Genomic DNA, 17921 nt, shown 5'->3' on the forward strand with positions numbered 1-17921 from the left:
CCTCCGGAGGTAGGCCGAAACCGCCCGGGACGCCGCGCAGAACGGGTGCGAACCCGTCCGGCGGACGGCCGGGTGCGGCCAAGCGGAACGGTTCGGGCTCCGGCTCGTCGGGCTCGCCGGGTTCGGGCTCGGGTTCGCCGGGCTCGGGGGGACGCTCCCGCAACGGATCGGGGGCGTCCCGCAACGGGGGGCGCCCCGGCGGGAAGCCCAAGCCGTCGGCCACGCCCGACCCGGCGCCCGCCGCCGAGGAGACGGCGACCGACCTCCCCGTTCGCCCCGACGCCCCGGCCGATCTCCCGGGCCCCGATCCCGAGCCGGTGCCGGTGGGCTCGTCGTCGCGGAGCACGGACGCGCCCGCCTGGACGCAGCCCAAAGAGCCCGGCGGGTCGGTGTCGGCGGCGCGGACCGGCCCGCAGCCCGCGGTGCGCGCGGACGATCCGTTGCCGTCCTCCTCGCCGTCGGCGTTCGGGGGGCCGCTGCCCCCGTCGTCCGCCGGCCCGCGGACGTCGGGGCAGAACCGCGTGCCGGGCTTCGGGGCGTCGCTGCGGGACCGGTTCATGGGGTCGCCGTCGCGTCCGTCCGATTCGTCCCGGCCGGGGTCCGGCGGGGCCACCGGGTCCGGCGGCAAGCCCGCGCGCAAGGCGCAGCTCCAGCTGGCGCGGCTCGAACCGTGGTCGGTCATGAAGTTCAGCTTCATGATGTCGCTGGTGTGCTTCGTGGTGCTGATCGTCGCGGTGGTCGTCCTGTACGCGATCCTCGCCGGCCTCGGCGTGTTCGACGCGATCGGCGACACCGTCAACAGCGTCACCAAGAACCCGGGCGACAACGGGGGCGTGGACGCGGGGAACTGGTTCTCCTTCTCCCGCGTCTTCGGCTACACCGTCCTCGTCGGCGCGCTGAACGTCCTGCTGATCACGGCCCTGTCGACGGTCGGCTCGGTCATCTACAACCTCGCCGCCGACGTCGTCGGGGGCATCGAGGTCACCCTCAAGGAAGCCGAATAACCCCCCGGCACACCTGATCACCGGCGCGGCCAGCTCCCAGGCCGCCGCCCCCCGCCACCCCCTTCCCCGCCACGCGCGACGAGGCCGAACGCCCCGCGCCGCCGCCCGTAACGGATTACCGGTTACCTCGCCGGATGGGGTAATCTCTCGTTGCGCCGCCGGAGAGCGGCGCACATCCGGGCCTATAGCTCAGTCGGTTAGAGCGCATCCCTGATAAGGATGAGGCCGGTGGTTCAAGTCCACCTAGGCCCACATGTTCGCTGCCCGAGGCAGCTTCCCACAGAGCCCGTGTTGACTCGGGGGAACACCCCCGGGGCCCACCCCGGACTCTTCACTTTCAGGTCGGCGGAACCTTCCGCCGACCTTCTTCTTTGTCCCGTCACCCGCGCAGGAACTCCACCAGGACGGGGATCAGCGCGTCCGGGCTCGGGCCGTGGTCCTGGCCGGGCAGGATGCGGCGGGCGGCGTTCGGGAGCGCGGCGGCCGTGGCGTCGGCGGCCTCGGGCATGCCGGGGAACGTCCGGTCGCCCGAGTAGACGATCGCCGGGACGGTCACGTCGGCCCACCGCGCCCGCCAGTCCGGGTCGGTGTTGATCTCGTGGACGGCCGACAGGTCGTAGACCAGCGTCGGCGCCACCGAGATCATCGTTGGCCACCACGGCTCGGCGGCCATGCCGTCCACGATCTCGGCCGGGACGCCGATCACCGTGCTCATGTTGTAGCGCATCGCGTCCTCGTTGCGGCCCTCGGCCAGCAGGCCGCGCAGGACGTCGATGTGGTGCGCCTGGTCGACCCCGGCGAAGAACGGCGGCTCGTAGAGCGCGAGGGCGGTCACGCCGACGTCGGCGGTGGCCGCCGCCAGCGCGACCGTCGCGCCGGACGAGCTGGAGTACAGCGTCGCCGCGCCGCCGACGGCCTCGATCAGCGCCGCGACGTCCTCGACCTCGCGGTCCAGCGACCAGGGCGCCGTGTCCCCGGACGGCCCGCGCCCCCGCCGGTCGTAGTTGACGGCCGTGAACCCTTCGTCGCCGAGTCGCTTCACCGCCTCCGCGGTGCGCGGGTCGATGGCGCGGAACTGCGTGGCGCCGCCGATGAAGACGACGGCCGGCCCGTCGCCGTGCCGGTCGTAGTCGATCAGCGTGCCGTCCGCCGACGTCACCGTGCTCATGCCCTTGCTCCTCCGGTCGTAGCCGAACGCGGACCGGGGGCGGCCCCGCGACCACACCCTGGCACGCACCACTGACAGATTCGCCGATCCCCTGTCTGACCAGGCACGAAACGTTCGGTGTCGACTCCAGGATCACGTCCGGCCGGCTCGTCCCGCTCCCGCGCCTCGTGCGCGACTCGTCCGGCCGGTACGGCGGGGTGCATGCGGGCAGGCGGGAACCGATGACGCAGCGTCCGCCGGAGGTCAGCGGGCGGTGGACGAGCCGACGCGGTAGGCGGCCAGGGTCAGGTCGGCCATCGCGCGTTCGCCGTTCTGGTTGGGGTGCGCGGGGGCCGCCCACTGGGTGGGGACGCCCTCGATCCAGCGCTTGGACCCGTCCGGCTGGCACGTGTCGTGGCCCGGCGCGGTGGTGTCCACGACGGTGACGCCGTTCTTCGCCGCCTCGTCCTTCAGCATGCCGTTGAGCTGCGACTGGACGCCGCGCAGGTAGGGGACGTCACCCTTCGCGATCGGTACCCAGGGGAAACAACCGGTGCCCTCCGCCGGGAGGATGAGCGGGTACAGGAGCAGGAAGACCTTCGCGTTCGGCGATCGCTCGTGGATTCCCGCGAGGGCGCGACCGACGTCCGGTGCGGCCTTGGCGATGCTCTGCTGGAACGGGTCCGTGCCGTCGGCGGTGAGCGAGTCCTTGCACGGGGAGCCGTCCGGGGCGCTGTAGCTGAGCGTGAAGCACTTCACCGCCTTGCTGAAGCCGATGTCGTTGCCGCCGATCGTCAGCGTGACGAGCGTCGTGTCGGCGGTGAGCGCGTCGAACTGCGGCGGGTTCGGGTCGCCGACGGAGAACGTCTGCGCGGACGTCATGTGGCCCGTCTTCGCGCCGCTGCAGCTCACGTCCTTGAACGACGCGGGTTTCAGGCTCTTGGCGATGAGCGTCGGGTAGTCGAGGTCGCCGCGGATGCAGCCGAGCGGCGAGCCGGGCTGGAGGAAGGACGTGAGCGGCGCGGCCGTGTACGAGTCCCCGAGGGCCACGTACCGGACGGGTTGTTCATCGGCGCGGGCGGCGGTGGCGCTGCCGGACGCGGCCGCGACCGCCGCGACCAGGGACATGAGCAGGGACGACGTGCGGCGCGGCATGGGGGCTCCCGGGGCGGGGCGGTGGGGCAGCCGATTGTCCCGCATAGTGATGCGCGTCACCTATGTCCCGGAAGGCACGTTGTCGATCATTTTTCTGTCAGACCGGTGACGAGTTGCCCGGGGGCCGACGTCGGCCCCCAACTGGATCATCGGTGATCGGCGCCGTGTCCCTGACCTGGGGATGACGCTGCGTATAACGTGTGGACACGTTCGCGCACAGGCTGTGGGCAGTCTGCCCGCGAGTTATCCACAACCTGTGGATCGTCTTGTCGCAACCCCTCTGACCTGCGACTTTGACGGTGGAAAGAGGGCTGTGATCGACAAGACCTGGGGACGGTCGGTGGATAACTCGTCGCCCACAGTGCATCCCGGTTGGGGACAAAGTCCGTCCACAGCCTGGGGACGGACCGCGCGCGAGCCGCCGGGCCGCAGCGGATTGTGACGAAGTGGGTGATCTGTTCGGCGTGGCGAACGAGCCTCGGGGAGTCCGCCGTGTGGATCATTTCTTCTGGGGACGAACCTGGGGACCGACGGTGGGAAACGTTATCCACGGGACTTCGGCCGCTGTGGACCGAAGTTGCCCACAGCCTGTGGACGACAGGTGTACACAGTGCTAATTCGCCGGTGTTCTGGCTGGTCAGAACGTTATCCACCAGGTGGAAAACCGGCGGGCGCCTCTGGACGACGCTGGGGACGGCCGGTGGACAACGGCGAGGGCCGTCGACGCACACCCTGTGCACGAAGTTATCCACAGCCTGTGGAAAGGGTGGACGTGGATCGGCCCGGTGGACAAGGCTCGACTCGGCGGCGCTCCAACCGCCGAACGACCGTGGAAAACCCGTCTATCTGGGGACATCACTGTGGACCGAACCGCCGCCATCGCCCGCCCACCAGCCTCTTCCGTTGTGGGAAACGTCATCCCCAGCCTGTGGATAACCACGCCTGCCTGTCCGAACGAGCGGTGGTCCGCCGAACGTCGCGCCGACACGCTTGCGAGGGGGTGCCGGAGGTGGTGGCATGGCGGTGACCTCGGGCTTTGCCGAACATATGTTCGATTCGGTGCTAGGCTCACGGACTCATGGGGCAGCTTCTGAACGAGCCGGTCATCGCCGAGCACGATCCGTCCGGGCGGCTCACGGCGTATCGCTGGCGGGGCGACCGGTACACCGTCGACGGGATTCTCAAGTCGTACGGCGCGCGGGTGTACCGGGTCCGGGTCAGCGGGGCGGACGGTCGCGCGATCGTGGAACTGGGGCGTGACGCCGGTGACTGGCGGCTCCGGCACGTCTTCCCGGCCTGACCGGGCCGTCTGGACGCGCGTCGCGCCGCTCGGCGCGGCGGGTGCGCCGCTCGACCTGCTCGCCGCGCGGATCGGTCGTCGTCACTACGCGCCGCACGTCCACGACGAGTACGCGATCGGCGTGTGCGTCGAGGGGCGCGAGGTCTTGCGGTATCGGGGAGAGCGGATCTTCTCCGGAGTCGGCTCGGTGATCGTCATCGAGCCGGGCGAGGCGCACACCGGCGGTCCGGCCGACCTGGACGGCTTCAGCTATGTCGCGCTCTATCCCGACGCCGCGTTGCTGAACGCGGCACTGCCTCGGCGGCACGCGCCGCACTTCCGGGCGGGCGTGTTCGACGACCCGGGCTTGGACGCGGCGCTCCGCCGAGCGCATCGCGCGCTGAGCCGGGGCGATGATCCGCTGGAGGCCGAGCATCACCTGCTGTCCATGCTCAACGCGCTGGTCGGACGGCACGCCGACCCGGCCGCGCGGACCGCGAACGACGCGGGCCCGACGCGCTCGGCCAAGATCGCACGAGCCGTCGCCGACCGTCTCGCCGCCGAGCCGGTCGCCCCGCCGACGCTGGCGGCGCTGGCGGCCGAGTTGGACCTCTCCCGCTACCAGGTGCTCAGGGCGTTCCGCGAAGCCAAGGGGATGCCGCCGTACGCGTGGCTGGCGCAACACCGCGTCGCACGCGCCCGGACCCTGCTCGACGCGGGGCGCCGTCCGGCCGAAGCGGCGGCCGAGGCGGGGTTCGCCGACCAGGCCCACCTGACGCGCTGGTTCAGGAAGGTGCTCGGCGTGACGCCCGGCGCCTACCGCACCGGCATCGCCCGCCCCTGCCCGTCGGCCCACAGAGCGAAAGCCCATCCAGAACAGCCCTGCGCCTGACCATCGCCGCAGGCTGCCCCCATCGCTCCGTAGAGCCATACAGAATCCCGCGCCCGACCAGCAGGTCACGCCGTCCTCACTCATCGCCCGCGAAGGTGGCCAGGCGCACCCCGGCCAGCCGATCGCCGACGAGACCAGATTCCGCGCGGCCAATGCTGCGACGAATGAGAACTCGGGGCCATGCGGGCGGGGCCGGAGGCCGGCGCCGCGCAGCGGGTGGCTGCGCGTCCGGGTGGACGCGGGGCATGCGGGCGGGTCGGAGACCGGCGCCGCGCAGCGGGTGGCTGCGCGGCCGGGTGGACGCGGGGTCGGGGCCGGTGTGCGGGCAGTCGTGCTGCTCGTGCCGGTGGGGCGTCGAGGGGTGGTGCGGCGGTGAAGGGCGCCGCACCACCCTTGGTCAGCCGGTGTAGGTCGGGGTCCCGGGGCGCGGGGGCGCGGGCGCGGCGACGGGCGGGCAGAAGGTGACGGCCGGGCTCGGGGCCGCGGACGGCTTGCGGGGCACGGGGCGCAGGCAGTTTCCGGGGTGGCGCGTGGGGACGGGCGTCGGGGCCGTGGTCGGCGGGGCCGGGGCGGGCGCGGACGCGGTGGGGGTCGGCACCGGGACCTTGGTGGGCGGGAGCGGGCTGGGCCCGGCGGCGAAGGCGGCCGTGGTCGTGGTGAGCAGGGCGCCGCCGATCACGGTGGCGCCGACGAGGAGGGATCTGATGCGCATGGGAGTGACCTCTTTCAGGGAAGGATGTCGACGGGTGTGCCGAGCGGCAGGTGCCGGGCCATCCAGGTGACATCGGTGTTGGCGACCCGGACGCAGCCGTGGCTGGCCCGGGAGCCGAGACGGCCGGGCGCGTTCGTCCCGTGCACCGCGATCTGGCCGGGGCCGCCGGCGAACCGGGTGAGCGTCGGCGAGTAGCCGCTGAGCCCGAACGCGTACGCGCCGTACGGGCCGCCCGGGTCGGCGGGTTGGACCAGTTCGGTGACGAAGAACCGCCCGGTGGGGGTGGGTGTGCCGCCGGTGCCGGTCGCGACCGGTCCCGTCCGGAGCACCCGGTCGCCGTCGTGCACGGTGAACCGCAGGGCGCGTTCGCTGATCGACAGCCGCAGCGTCGTCCGGCTGAGCGAGACGTCCGACGCGCGGATCCAGCCGCGCACGCCGTTCGGGCGCAGCGGCAGGTAGACGTCCAGCCAGCCGTCCCGGACGCCGGACACGCGGAAGACGCGTGGGGCGCCGTAGGAGTTCGGGCTGGTCAGCGTCTTCCAGGGCGCGCCCCCGCGGGGCGTCCTGAAGACGTCGATCCGCGCGCCGCGCACGGTCGCGATCTCCTGCGAAGGCGACGCCGCCGGTCCGGAGGGCGAGGCCGCGACGCGGCGGGGCGCGGTGGCGTGTCCCGTTCCGCAGGCGGTCGCCGCCACCAGGACGCAGCCGAGCGCGGCGGCGGTGCGGACACCGATCGAAGGCATGGCCGGGATGCTGGCGGACGGATGTGAAGATCCTGTGGGGCCGCCGTGAAGGTCGCGTGTGCCGCGCACCAGGGGACATACGCTCACTCCAGCCGACAGAAACCGGAGAAATCGGACGTGTGCGCAACGGTCCTCGTGGTGGAGGACGACCCCAAGCAGGCCGAGCTGATCCGCCGCTATCTCGTCCGCGAGGGCCATGCGGCGACGGTCGTCCACGACGGCCGGACGGCGATCGACGAGGCCCGCCGCTCCCGTCCCGACCTGCTCGTGCTCGACGTCATGCTCCCCCGCGTGGACGGCCTGGACGTGTGCCGCGTGCTGCGCGCCGAGTCCGACGTCCCGGTGCTGATGCTGACCGCCCGCGCCACCGAGGACGACCTGCTGCTCGGCCTGGACCTCGGCGCCGACGACTACATGACCAAGCCGTACAGCCCGCGCGAGCTGATGGCGCGCATCCGCGTCCTGCTGCGCCGCGCCGCGAAGACGCCGGCCCCGACGGTGCTGGAGGTCGGCGGTCTGGTGGTGGATCCGGGGAAGCACACCGTCCGGGCGGACGGCCGGGAGATCGACTGCACCCCCGCCGAGTTCCGCATCCTGGAGGCCCTCGCCGCCGAGCCGGACCGCGTCTTCACCCGTGAGCAGGTCCTCGAACGTCTGCACGGTTTCGGCGGCTATGTCTCGCTCAGGACCATCGACGTCCATGTGAAGAACCTCAGGAAGAAGATCGAGAAGGACCCGCGCCGTCCGGAACGCCTGGTCACGGTGTTCGGCATCGGCTACAAGATGGCGGCGCGGCCGTGAGGCACGGACTGCTGGCGCGGATGCTGCTCGCGACGGTCTCGGTGGCGCTGGTCTCGATCGGCGCGACGGCGTGGCTGGCGACGCGCAACACGTCCGGGGCGATCCGCCAGCAGCAGGGCCGGACGCTCTCCGACGACGCCCGCATCAATGACACGCTCCTCGGTTATGCCGCCACGCACCCGAGCTGGAGCGGTGTGACGGGCACAGTGCAGAACCTGGCCCGCACCACCGGACGACGCATCGCCCTCACCACCGAGAACCGGGAACCGATCACCGACTCGGCGAGGCCGGGCACCCATCTCCCCGTGCGGGCGTCAGCGGTGGTGGATCCGCTCCGAGTGGACGTGACCCTGTCGTCCGGGGCGTCGGGGACCCGCATCGACCAACGCGCGGTCGCACCCTTCGGCGTGTCCACAACCGAACGCGCACAGTTGACGAAGGACGCGGAGAAGCACGCCGCGTGCCTGCGTCGCGACGGCCAGGACGTCCGGATCGTCTACGGCCTGAGCGGACGCCCGACCGTCCAGACCCTGGCCCCCGACGAACAGGCCCCCGGACCGCCCCGGCTGATGACACCGGTGCCCGTCCCGACCACGATCAACTGCCCGCCGCTGCGGGACCCCGGCACGACGCGGGACGAGATGACCGCGCTCCAGAGCCTCAACGAGCGCGTCAACGAATGCCTGAAACCAACAGGATCAGGACCGATCACCCTGAACCTGGACGGCTCCTGGGACTACCTGGGCAGGGTCCTGCCCGACGACCCCGTCCCCGACTGCGTGTCCGGCGCCCGCCGTGCCCAGCTCAAGCCGTTCGTCGCGCCCGCCGCGCTGCTGTTCATCGGCGACGCGGGCGACGGCGCGGCGCCCGGCGTGCGGCTGACGGCGGCCGGCGTCAGCAGGATCGTGGCCGCGACGGGCATCGTGCTGGCGCTGGCGGTCGGGGTGAGCGCGTTCCTCGCGACGCGTCTCGTCCGCCCGATCCACGCGCTGACCGCCGCCGCCCAGCGCATGCGCGACGGCGACCGGACCGCACGCGTCCGCGCGGGCGACGGCGAACTCGGCAGGCTGGGCGCCGCGTTCAACGACATGTCCGAGCACCTGGCGAGCGCCGAACGCCAGCGCAAGGAGATGATCAGCGACGTGTCCCACGAGCTGCGCACGCCGCTGAGCAACGTGCGCGGCTGGCTGGAGGCGGTCCACGACGGCGTGGCCGAGCTGGACCCGGCACTCGTGGCGTCCTTGATCGAGGAGATGCTGCTGCTCCAGCACATCGTGGACGACCTCCAGCAGTTGGCCCTGGCCGACGCGGGACGGCTGCGGCTGCGCCCCGAACCCGTCCCGGTCGCCGACCTGCTCGACCAGACGGCGACGGCGCACCGGGCGCAGGCGGAGGCGGCGGGACTGCGACTGACCGTGCGGGCCGACGACATCGACGTGCTCGCCGACCCGGTGCGGCTGCGCCAGGCCGTCGGCAACCTGACGGCGAACGCGCTGCGCTACACCCCGCGCGGCGGAGCCGTGGAACTGCGCGCCCACGCGGCGGACGGCACCGTGCTCATCGAGGTGGCCGACACCGGCACGGGCATCGACGCGGAAGCGCTGCCGCACGTGTTCGACCGCTTCTGGCGCGCCGACAAGTCGAGGAACAGGCGAACGGGCGGCAGCGGCCTGGGCCTGGCGATCGTCCGAACGCTCACCGAGGCACAAGGAGGCACGGCCACGGCGACGAGCGAACCGGGCGAAGGAACGACGTTCACCCTGCGTCTGCCCGCCGGATAAACCAGGGGCGTACCAAAGGCCGCCGGGCGTACGGTCCCCCCATGACGCAGGACAACGAGCGCCCGGCGGGCACGACCGCGACCGCGATGATCACCCCGTTCACCCCCGCAGGCGACCTGGACCCGGACGCGGCAGCGTCCCTGGCGGCCCACCTGGTGGACCAGGGCACGGACGGAATCGTGCTGAGCGGGACGACCGGCGAATCGCCCGTCACGTCCGACGCGGAGAAGACCGACCTGCTGCGCGCGGTGCTCGAAGCGGTAGGCGACCGCGCGAAGGTGACGGCAGGAGTCGGCACCTACGACACCCACCACACGATCGAGATGGCACAGCAGGCGGAAAAGGCGGGCGCACACGCCCTGCTAGTCGTGACGCCGTACTACTCAAGGCCGTCGCAAGAGGGCCTGGCAGCACATTTCACAGCGGTGGCGGACGCGACCGACCTGCCCGTCCTGCTGTACGACATCCCGATCCGCGCGGGCATCCCGATCGAGCGGGACACCTACCGGCGGCTGGCCGAACACCCGAGGATCGTCGGCGTAAAGGACGCGCGCGGCGACCTGCTGCACGGCAGCGCGGTCATGGCGGAGACGGGCCTGACCTATTACTGCGGCGACGACGCGCTGAACCTGCCCTGGCTGGCGATCGGCGCGACGGGCGTCATCAGCGTGGCCTCACACGTCGCACCGAACAAGGTCGCCGAACTGGTCAACGCAGTAGGCAGAGGCGACCTGGCGATGGCGAGGACAGCCCACAACGAACTGGTCCCGCTCTACCGGACGATCATCGAGACGGGCGGCGTCCCCTTCACCAAGGCGGCACTGGCACTCCAGGGCCGGACGGTCGGAGACCCACGCCTGCCCAACGCCCCGGCGACACCGGAACAGAGGGAGCGGATCGCAGCCGTCCTGCCCGGATGATCCACGACACTGGCCGCGGCGACGGCTAAATAGATACGCTTGTCTGAGTGAGGCGCGCCACTGTTCAGCGACCGCTCACCCAGGCAGGGAGCCCCATGAGCAGAACCCGATTCCGGCACGCGCTAGGAGCGACGGCGGCGTGCGCAGCGCTGGCCACCGCCACGGCGACGGCACCACAAGCCGAAGCGCAGACGCAGACCCAGACGACCTATCCAGTGGGCGACCTGGGAACGGCGATCAGCAACTTCTTCTTCAGCCCGGACGCGGTGGCAGGAGCCAACATTTGGACATGCCGCCCGTCCGCGGAACACCCGAACCCGGTGGTGATCGTCCACGGCACGACGTCCAACTTCGGTTCGGCCGGAGCAATGATCGCCCCGACCCTCGCCAACGCCGGCTACTGCGTCTACGGCTTCAACTACGGCGAGACGTACTCCAGCTTCGGCCACATCTACGGCCTGGGCGACATAGCGAAATCCGCCGAGACCATGAGCAAGTTCGTGGACAAGGTCCTGACGTCCACAGGCGCACAAAAGGTCGACGTGATCGGCGGATCGCAGGGCGGCATGATGCCGAACTACTACATCAAGCGCCTAGGCGGGAAGGCCAAGGTCAGAACACTGATCGGCCTGGCCCCGGTCAACCACGGCACGACGATGGGCGGCCTGGTCAACCTGGGCAGGACCCTCCAGGTGCTAGGCCTGGTGAACGGCTTCCTCACCTTCATCGGATCGCCGGCCCACACCCAGCAGGAAGACGGCTCGGACTTCCAGAACGCGCTGTTCGCAGACGGAGACACCGTCCCGGGCGTCCGCTACCTGACCATCGCGACAACGCACGACACAACGGTCACCCCGCTGACGAACTCGTTCCTCCAGGGCGGCGACACGACGAACATCCTGCTCCAGGACCTGTGCCCGGACGACCCGGTGAGCCACTCCGGAATGTCCTTCGACGGCCCGATCATGCAACTCATCCTCAACGAACTGGGCCCGAAATCGCCGAACTTCAAACCGGAGTGCAAGAACTACGGCCCGAACGTCTGACACGAAAACGCCCACGGCTCCAGAAGGAGCCGTGGGCAAGAAGAAACAAAGAAACCCCCGGCCCAAGGGGGGGGCGTGGGGGCGGAGCCCCCACATCGGGGGGGTTCGGGGGGTCGTCCCCCCGATAAGATCGACGCGGGCCGAGAGGGAAGGTGCGGCGAAGCCGCACCGACCAGCACAACCCAACTCGCGTGGGCGAGGAGGGATTTGAACCCTCACATCCTTTCGGACACACGGACCTGAACCGTGCGCGTCTGCCGTTCCGCCACTCGCCCGAGTGACCGCCCCGTCGCCGGGGTGCTCGAAGAGACTAGCACGCAGCGGACAGTGGATAGGTATCCATGTACTTCGGGAGAACCTTTGCACCTATACGATCGTCTACCAGTGGGGAAGGGAGGTGCCCGTGGGCGTCATTCAGCGCTTCGAGCGACGGCTGGAGGGCATGGTCGAAGGGGCCTTCGCTCGTGCCTTCAAGTCGGAGCTGCAGCCGGTCGAGGTGGCCAGCGCTGTGCAGCGCGAGATGGACGATCGGGCCGCGATCGTGGCGCAGGGCCGCACGCTGGTGCCCAACGACTTCGTCGTGGAGATCTCCCAGCAGGACGGGCAGCGCCTCCAGGTGTACGCCGACAGCCTGAGCCAGGAGCTGGCGAATCTGGCGCGCGAGTACGCCAAGGAGCAGGGCTACTCGTTCGTCGGGCCGGTGCGGGTCAGGTTCGAGAACGCGGGCGACCTCGCCACGGGCATGTTCCGGATCCGGTCGGGCGTGATCCGGGGTTCGACGGTGGAGGGCGGGGAGATCCGCCGTCCGGTGAGCGACATTCCGCAGGGGGGCCGCGGGGGCGCGTTCGGCGGGCACCCGCGGTTGCTGGTGACGACGGCCGTGGAGGGCTCGGACGCCACGCAGCGCACGTATGAGATCGCCACTCCGGTGACCCTGCTCGGCCGGGGGACGGACTGCGATCTGAGACTGGTCGATCCGGGCGTATCACGGCATCATGCCGAGATCCGTGTAGAAGGTCACGAAGTCGTCCTCGTGGATCTAGGGTCGACCAACGGTTCGTTCGTGAACGGTCAACCGATCCGGCGGGTGACGCTCGTCGACGGTTCCCGCGTCACGATGGGCCGGACGACCTTGGTGTTCCGCCGCGATAGGGAGTAACCCCCACTCCGATGTCCGAATTCACTCTCACGCTGATCAAGCTGGCGTTCCTCGCGGTGCTCTGGCTGTTCGTCATCGCGGCCGTCGGAGTGATCCGCGCCGACCTGTTCGGCTCGAAGGCCGCCGCGCGAGCGGCCGAGCGGGCAGCCGCGCCACGGCCGCAGAAGGCGCCGCGCGCCCCCAAGGCCCCCCGGGCGCCGCGCGGCGCCACGGGCGGGAACGCGCCGACCAAGCTGGTCGTGGTGCAGGGGGAGCGGGCGGGCACCGTCATCGACCTGACCGACGTTCCGGTCACGATCGGCCGCGCGCATGACGCGACGCTGGTGCTGACCGACGACTACGCTTCGAGCCGACATGCCCGCATTTACGCGCAGAACGGTCAGTGGATCGTGGAAGATCTCGGTTCGACCAACGGGACGTACCTCGGCCGCACGAAGGTGACGCGGCCGATGCCGATCCCGCCGGGGGTGCCCGTCCGTATCGGCAAGACCGTGATCGAGCTGCGCAAATGACGCTCGGGATCCGGTACGCCGCGCGCTCCGACGTCGGGATGCTGCGCGAGGGCAACGAGGACTCGGCGTACGCGGGGTCCTATCTGCTGGCCGTGGCCGACGGGATGGGCGGCCACGTCGGCGGGGAGATCGCGAGCGCGGCGGCGATCGAGGAGCTGCGCAAGCTGGACACGGAGCTGCCGGCGCCGGAGCTGCTGGCGGCGCTGGAGAACACCGTCCGGACGGCGAACGACAACCTGCACCGGATCGTGGAGTCCGATCCGTCGTTGCAGGGCATGGGGACGACGCTCACGGCGATGCTGTGGGCGGGGGACCAGGTCGCGCTGGTCCACATCGGCGACTCGCGCGCGTATCTGCTGCGCGACGGCAGCCTGTACCAGATCACGCACGACCACACGCTCGTCCAGTCGCTGGTGGACGAGGGCCGGATCAGCCCGGACGAGGCGGCGTCGCATCCGCAGCGGTCGCTGCTGCTGCGGGCGCTGGACGGACGCGGCGAGGTCGACCCGGACCTGTCGCTGCGCGACGCGAAGGTCGGCGACCGGTACCTGCTGTGCTCCGACGGCCTGTCCGGCGTGGTCACCGCCGAGACGATCTTCCAGGTGCTGACGGACACGGGCGAGCCGGAGCAGGCCGTCCGGCAGCTCATCGACCTGGCGAACCGGGGCGGCGGCCCGGACAACATCACGTGCGTCGTCGCGGACGTCGTCGAACTCGGCGGGCCGCCGCCGCGGCCGGGCCAGGGGCACGCGGTGGGCGCGGCGGCGTCGGCGTCCCCGCCGGATCCGGCGGGCGGGAGCCCGGGGCAGGACACGCCGGCGCGCCGGGCCGCGCAGCTCCGCGACACGATGCCGCAGCCGCCGGTCGCGGTGGACGAGATGCCGCCGCCGCAGGCCGCCGCGCCGCCGCAGATGAACCCGGGCGTGACCCGGCCCGACCCGGCGCCCCGGCGGACGCGCGGCGGCGGGATGCGCCGCTGGACGTGGCTGATCGTCGTCGCGGGCGTGGCCGTCGTCGGGATCGGGGCCGTGGCGTTCGTGGTGCTGCAGAACGTCCGCAGCGGTTATTACATCGGCCAGGAGAACGGCACGGTCGTCCTGTACCGGGGGACGACGCAGAAGGTGCCGGGCCTGTCGTTGTCGCGGCGCGCGAAGAACCAGCCGAACCCGCCGATCACGGTCGCCGACCTCCCGCAGGACCGGCAGGTCGCCGTCCGCGCGAAGTACGAGGTCAAGGGGCCGGGCGCGGTGGACGACCTGCGCGCCCAGGTGTGCCGGCACGCGGTCGTGGAGAGCGGCGGGAAGCTGGAGATCGTCCGGGGCCGCAAGCAGCAGAACTGCAAGGAGAGCAAGGTCGCGGGGAGTCAGGTGGCGATCGCCGAGCTGCCGACCGACGACGCGGCGAAGGTCCGGTCCGGGGCGCTGGCGTTCCCGAGCCGTCAGCAGGCCGAGCAGAAGCTCGCCGAGCTGACCGAGCACCGCGACCAGTGCCGCTCCGCCGCCGCGACGATCAAGAACTGCCCCGGTGGGGAAGGCCACCGATGACGATGACGTCCCTCGGGGAGCAGATCCGGGCGCGGATCCCCTACCAGCGCCGCAACGCCGCGTCCCTGGCGCTGCTGGCGTTCGCGATGATCCTGACGCTGTCGGCGTTCGCCGAGGTCGGGCTCGCCCGGGACGGCACGATCCCGAGCGGCCTGTTCGTGTACGGCGGCGGGCTGGTCGTGCTGGCGGTCGTGGCGTACGTCGTCCAGCTCAAGTACGCGCCGTACGCCGACCCGCTGCTGCTGCCGTTGGCGGTGGCGCTGAACGGGCTCGGCCTGGCGATGATCTACCGGCTGGACCTGGACACCAGCCGGGACCGCAAGGTCGCCGAGATGGCCGGCAAGCACTTCTTGAAAGACGCGGCCGACGTCCCGGGCCAGCTCATGTGGACGTTCGTCGGCATCGCGCTGTTCGTCGCCGCCATCATGATCATGCGGGACACGACACGCCCGGACGCCCCGCTGTCCTTCACCCCGAAGACCGCGCAGCGCTACACCTACCTCATCGGCCTGACGGCGATCGTGCTGCTGCTGCTGCCGATCGTGCCGGGCATCGGCGCGTCCATCAACGGCGCGCGGGTGTGGATCCACATCGGGCCGTTCTCGGTGCAGCCGGGCGAGTTCGCGAAGCTGTTCCTGGTCGTCTTCTTCGCCGGATATCTGGTGAACAAGCGGCAGGCGATGTCGCTGATCGGCAAGAAGGTCGGCCCGCTGAGCCTGCCGCGCGCCCGCGACCTCGGCCCGATCCTCGTGATCTGGTTCTTCTCGCTCGGCGTCCTGTTCATGCAGAAGGACCTCGGGACGGCCCTGCTCTACTTCGGCCTGTTCGTCTCGATGCTGTACATCGCGACGCAGCGGGTGTCGTGGGTCGTGATCGGTCTCGGGCTGCTCGCGGTGGGCGTGTTCGTCGCGACGCAGCTCCCGTTCATGGGCCACGTCAACCAGCGCATCGACATCTGGCAGAACCCCACGCCGTACTACGACGGCGGGTGCCTGCTGGACAGCGGCAAGGTCGTCCCGGTCAACCCCAACACCGACCTGTTCAAGGCGGCGAAGGCGGCGGGCTCGGCCTTCCCCGGGCAGTCGGCCTGCATCAAGCTCGGCGGCGAGTACTCCGACAGCGCGCAGCTCCTGAAGGGCATGTTCGCGCTCGGCGAGGGCGGCGTCCTCGGGACGGGCCTCGGCCAGGGCCAGCCGTGGCAGACGCCGCTGTCCTTCAGCGACTTCATCTTCGACTCGATGGGCGAGGAGCTGGGCCTCACCGGGCTCATGGCGCTGCTGCTGATCTACGCGCTGATCGTCCAGCGCGGGATGAAGACGGCCGTGGCCGCGCGAGATCCGTTCCTGAAGCTGTTCGCGGGCGGCGTGTCGTTCGTGGTGGCGCTCCAGGTCTTCGTGATCGTCGGCGGCGTCACCAAGCTGATCCCGCTGACCGGTCTGACCACCCCGTTCCTCTCGCAGGGCGGTTCGTCGCTCATGGCGAACTGGATTCTGATCGCGATCCTCGTCCGGATGAGCCACGACGCGCGCAAGCCCGCGCCGCAGTCCATCCAGGACGAGGGCATGACCCAGATCGTGAGCACCCGGTGACCTTCCTCCCCCCGACGACGCGGCGGTGCGCCCCGTGAACATGGACAAGCCGATCCGCCGTGTGGCGATCTTCGGAATGCTGCTGTTCTTCGGGCTCATGATCCAGGTCAACTATGTCCAGGGGTCAGAGGCCGAGAGCCTGCGCAACGACCCGAACAACGCGCGGCAGTACCAGAACGTCTTCAACAGCCCGCGCGGGCAGATCACCGCGGGCGGCGAGGTGCTGGCGTCGTCGTCGCTGACCGGCAAGGACAACCCCAAGTACGGCCGCACCTACAAGGACGGCCTGGTGTTCTCCCCGGTCACCGGGTACTTCAACGGCGGCGCGTCCAAGGTCGAGCTGGCCTACAACTCGCTGCTCGGCGGGACGGACAAGCGCATCACGCACCAGCGCTGGTTCGACACCTTCATCGGCAAGAAGGCCGAGGGCGCGAACGTCGAGCTGGCGCTGGACCCGGACGCGCAGCGCAAGGCCTACCAGCTCCTGCGGAACGGGACGACCCGCCGGGCGGGCGCCGCCGTGATCGACATCAAGACCGGCGCGGTGAAGGTGCTGTCCTCCTCGTCGTCGTTCGACCCGAACCTCGTCGCGCCGCAGACGGGCGAGAAGGGCGTCAAGGTCCTGGAGCAGCTCGACGGGCAGCGCGGCGTCATCCAGCCGTTGATCGACAACGGCATGAGCCAGACGTTCCCGCCGGGCTCGTCGTTCAAGGCGGTCGTCGCGGCGATGGCGCTGGACGAGCTGGGAATGTCCAGCTCGTCCACGGTGAACACCGGGCCGCTGATCCTGCCCGAGTCGGGCAACCCGCTGCCGAACTCCCACGACGGCGGGAGCTGCGCGGGGTCGGCGCCGCTGCTCGGCGCGTTCGCCGAGTCCTGCAACACCTCGTTCGCGCGGATCGCGCTGGACGCGGGCATCCAGAAGCTGCACGACGAGTCCAGCAAGTTCGGCTTCAACCGGCACTGGTCGATCGAGCCGCTGGTCAAGCCCGCCGAGAGCGACGTCCCGCTGTCGTACGTGGACGCCAACGGCAACAAGGTCACGACGGGCCGGGACGGCACCGCGCGGTCGGGCATCGGGCAGGAGAACGTCCGGGCCACGCCGCTCCAGATGGCGATGGTCGCGGCGGCCGTCGCCAACGACGGCAAGATCATGCAGCCGTATCTCGTCCAGAAGGTCACGACCAAGGACCAGAAGACGCTGTACGAGGTCGACCCGAAGGTGTTCTCCGAGGCGATGAAGTCCGGGTCGGCGAGCCAGCTCCGGGACATGATGCGCGCCGTCGTCAACGAGGGCACCGCCAAGAACCTCATCGGCCAGAACATCGCCGGCAAGACCGGCACCGCCGAGCAGGGCGCCGGCCTCCCGAACGCGCGGTGGTTCGTCGGGTTCAGCCCGATCCAGAACCCCCGGTACGCGTTCGCGGTCGTGACCGAGGGATCGGGCGACGGCGCGTCCGGCGCCGGGCCCATCGCCGCGTCGATCATGGCGCAGGTGCGGCGGAAGTGACCGGCGACGGCGCCCGGCCGGTCCTCGACGCACCGGTTTTTGATGGACCGCGCTCACCGGCTACCCTCCTGCGGAGAACGGCGACCGGGCGAAGAGGCCCGGCGTCCAGCGCTCACCGCCCGACCAC

General features: G+C 70.9%; 15 protein-coding genes, 2 tRNA genes and 1 pseudogene. 13 read left to right on the forward strand and 5 right to left on the reverse strand.

What is annotated here, in order from left to right:
- Nucleotides 1-632: 632 nt before the first annotated feature.
- Nucleotides 633-1004: pseudogene (locus tag BTM25_RS30850) on the forward strand (DUF3566 domain-containing protein); the annotation flags it as partial.
- A gap of 178 nt (nucleotides 1005-1182) precedes the next feature.
- Nucleotides 1183-1256 (forward strand) — tRNA-Ile (locus tag BTM25_RS03350).
- A gap of 127 nt (nucleotides 1257-1383) precedes the next feature.
- On the opposite strand, the gene BTM25_RS03355 is transcribed toward BTM25_RS03350, so the two are convergent.
- Nucleotides 1384-2172, reverse strand: a complete 789-nt coding sequence (locus BTM25_RS03355; RefSeq protein WP_103561273.1) for an alpha/beta fold hydrolase — start codon at nucleotides 2170-2172, stop codon at nucleotides 1384-1386.
- 243 nt (nucleotides 2173-2415) lie between these two features.
- Complete coding sequence (locus tag BTM25_RS03360) at nucleotides 2416-3306, reverse strand: SGNH/GDSL hydrolase family protein (RefSeq protein WP_103561274.1); 891 nt, start codon at nucleotides 3304-3306, stop codon at nucleotides 2416-2418.
- A 1078-nt stretch (nucleotides 3307-4384) separates the two neighbouring features.
- Here BTM25_RS03360 and BTM25_RS03365 point away from each other — a divergent pair.
- Both BTM25_RS03365 and BTM25_RS03370 read left to right on the forward strand, forming a co-directional pair.
- Nucleotides 4385-4606 (forward strand): hypothetical protein, encoded by a 222-nt coding sequence (locus BTM25_RS03365; protein WP_103561275.1) that lies wholly within the window; start codon nucleotides 4385-4387, stop codon nucleotides 4604-4606.
- Nucleotides 4563-5477 carry an AraC family transcriptional regulator gene (locus BTM25_RS03370; protein ID WP_103561276.1) on the forward strand — a complete coding sequence of 305 codons (915 nt, stop codon included), beginning with the start codon at nucleotides 4563-4565 and terminating at the stop codon, nucleotides 5475-5477. The genes BTM25_RS03365 and BTM25_RS03370 overlap by 44 nt, the downstream gene beginning before the upstream one ends.
- A 397-nt stretch (nucleotides 5478-5874) precedes the next feature.
- On the opposite strand, the gene BTM25_RS03375 is transcribed toward BTM25_RS03370, so the two are convergent.
- Both BTM25_RS03375 and BTM25_RS03380 read right to left on the reverse strand, forming a co-directional pair.
- Complete coding sequence (locus BTM25_RS03375; RefSeq protein WP_103561277.1) at nucleotides 5875-6189, reverse strand: hypothetical protein; 315 nt, start codon at nucleotides 6187-6189, stop codon at nucleotides 5875-5877.
- Between the two features lie 14 nt (nucleotides 6190-6203).
- Nucleotides 6204-6932 carry a L,D-transpeptidase gene (locus BTM25_RS03380; RefSeq protein ID WP_103561278.1) on the reverse strand — a complete coding sequence of 243 codons (729 nt, stop codon included), beginning with the start codon at nucleotides 6930-6932 and terminating at the stop codon, nucleotides 6204-6206.
- A 117-nt stretch (nucleotides 6933-7049) separates the two neighbouring features.
- On the opposite strand from BTM25_RS03380, the gene BTM25_RS03385 reads away from it, so the two are divergent.
- From BTM25_RS03385 to BTM25_RS03400, 4 genes are all read left to right on the forward strand, one after another.
- The gene (locus BTM25_RS03385) at nucleotides 7050-7733 is read left to right on the forward strand and encodes a response regulator transcription factor (protein WP_103561279.1); all 684 of its coding nucleotides are present in this window, start codon (nucleotides 7050-7052) and stop codon (nucleotides 7731-7733) included.
- Entirely contained in the window at nucleotides 7730-9514 is a 1785-nt protein-coding gene (locus BTM25_RS03390) for a sensor histidine kinase (RefSeq protein WP_235828169.1), read from the forward strand. The genes BTM25_RS03385 and BTM25_RS03390 overlap by 4 nt, the downstream gene beginning before the upstream one ends.
- Nucleotides 9515-9555: 41 nt before the next feature.
- The gene (dapA, locus tag BTM25_RS03395; RefSeq protein WP_103561281.1) at nucleotides 9556-10434 is read left to right on the forward strand and encodes a 4-hydroxy-tetrahydrodipicolinate synthase; all 879 of its coding nucleotides are present in this window, start codon (nucleotides 9556-9558) and stop codon (nucleotides 10432-10434) included.
- Between the two features lie 95 nt (nucleotides 10435-10529).
- The gene (locus BTM25_RS03400) at nucleotides 10530-11480 is read left to right on the forward strand and encodes an esterase/lipase family protein (RefSeq protein ID WP_103561282.1); all 951 of its coding nucleotides are present in this window, start codon (nucleotides 10530-10532) and stop codon (nucleotides 11478-11480) included.
- Nucleotides 11481-11672: 192 nt separating this feature from the next.
- Here the strand turns inward: BTM25_RS03400 and BTM25_RS03405 are convergent.
- Nucleotides 11673-11755 (reverse strand) — tRNA-Leu (locus BTM25_RS03405).
- 128 nt (nucleotides 11756-11883) lie between these two features.
- On the opposite strand from BTM25_RS03405, the gene BTM25_RS03410 reads away from it, so the two are divergent.
- Genes BTM25_RS03410 through BTM25_RS03430 form a run of 5 tightly spaced genes read left to right on the forward strand, consistent with a single transcriptional unit; the run spans nucleotide 11884 to nucleotide 17794 of the window.
- A complete protein-coding gene (locus tag BTM25_RS03410) occupies nucleotides 11884-12639 on the forward strand; it encodes an FhaA domain-containing protein (protein WP_103561283.1) in 756 nt (251 codons plus the stop codon).
- A gap of 11 nt (nucleotides 12640-12650) precedes the next feature.
- Complete coding sequence (locus BTM25_RS03415; protein WP_103561284.1) at nucleotides 12651-13151, forward strand: FHA domain-containing protein FhaB/FipA; 501 nt, start codon at nucleotides 12651-12653, stop codon at nucleotides 13149-13151.
- Nucleotides 13148-14695 (forward strand): Stp1/IreP family PP2C-type Ser/Thr phosphatase, encoded by a 1548-nt coding sequence (locus BTM25_RS03420; protein WP_103561285.1) that lies wholly within the window; start codon nucleotides 13148-13150, stop codon nucleotides 14693-14695. The genes BTM25_RS03415 and BTM25_RS03420 overlap by 4 nt, the downstream gene beginning before the upstream one ends.
- A gap of 2 nt (nucleotides 14696-14697) precedes the next feature.
- Entirely contained in the window at nucleotides 14698-16284 is a 1587-nt protein-coding gene (locus tag BTM25_RS03425) for an FtsW/RodA/SpoVE family cell cycle protein (protein WP_103562722.1), read from the forward strand.
- 40 nt (nucleotides 16285-16324) lie between these two features.
- Complete coding sequence (locus tag BTM25_RS03430) at nucleotides 16325-17794, forward strand: penicillin-binding transpeptidase domain-containing protein (protein WP_235828344.1); 1470 nt, start codon at nucleotides 16325-16327, stop codon at nucleotides 17792-17794.
- Nucleotides 17795-17921 lie beyond the last annotated feature (127 nt).

The organism is Actinomadura rubteroloni (assembly GCF_002911665.1).
GTDB lineage: Bacteria > Actinomycetota > Actinomycetes > Streptosporangiales > Streptosporangiaceae > Spirillospora > Spirillospora rubteroloni.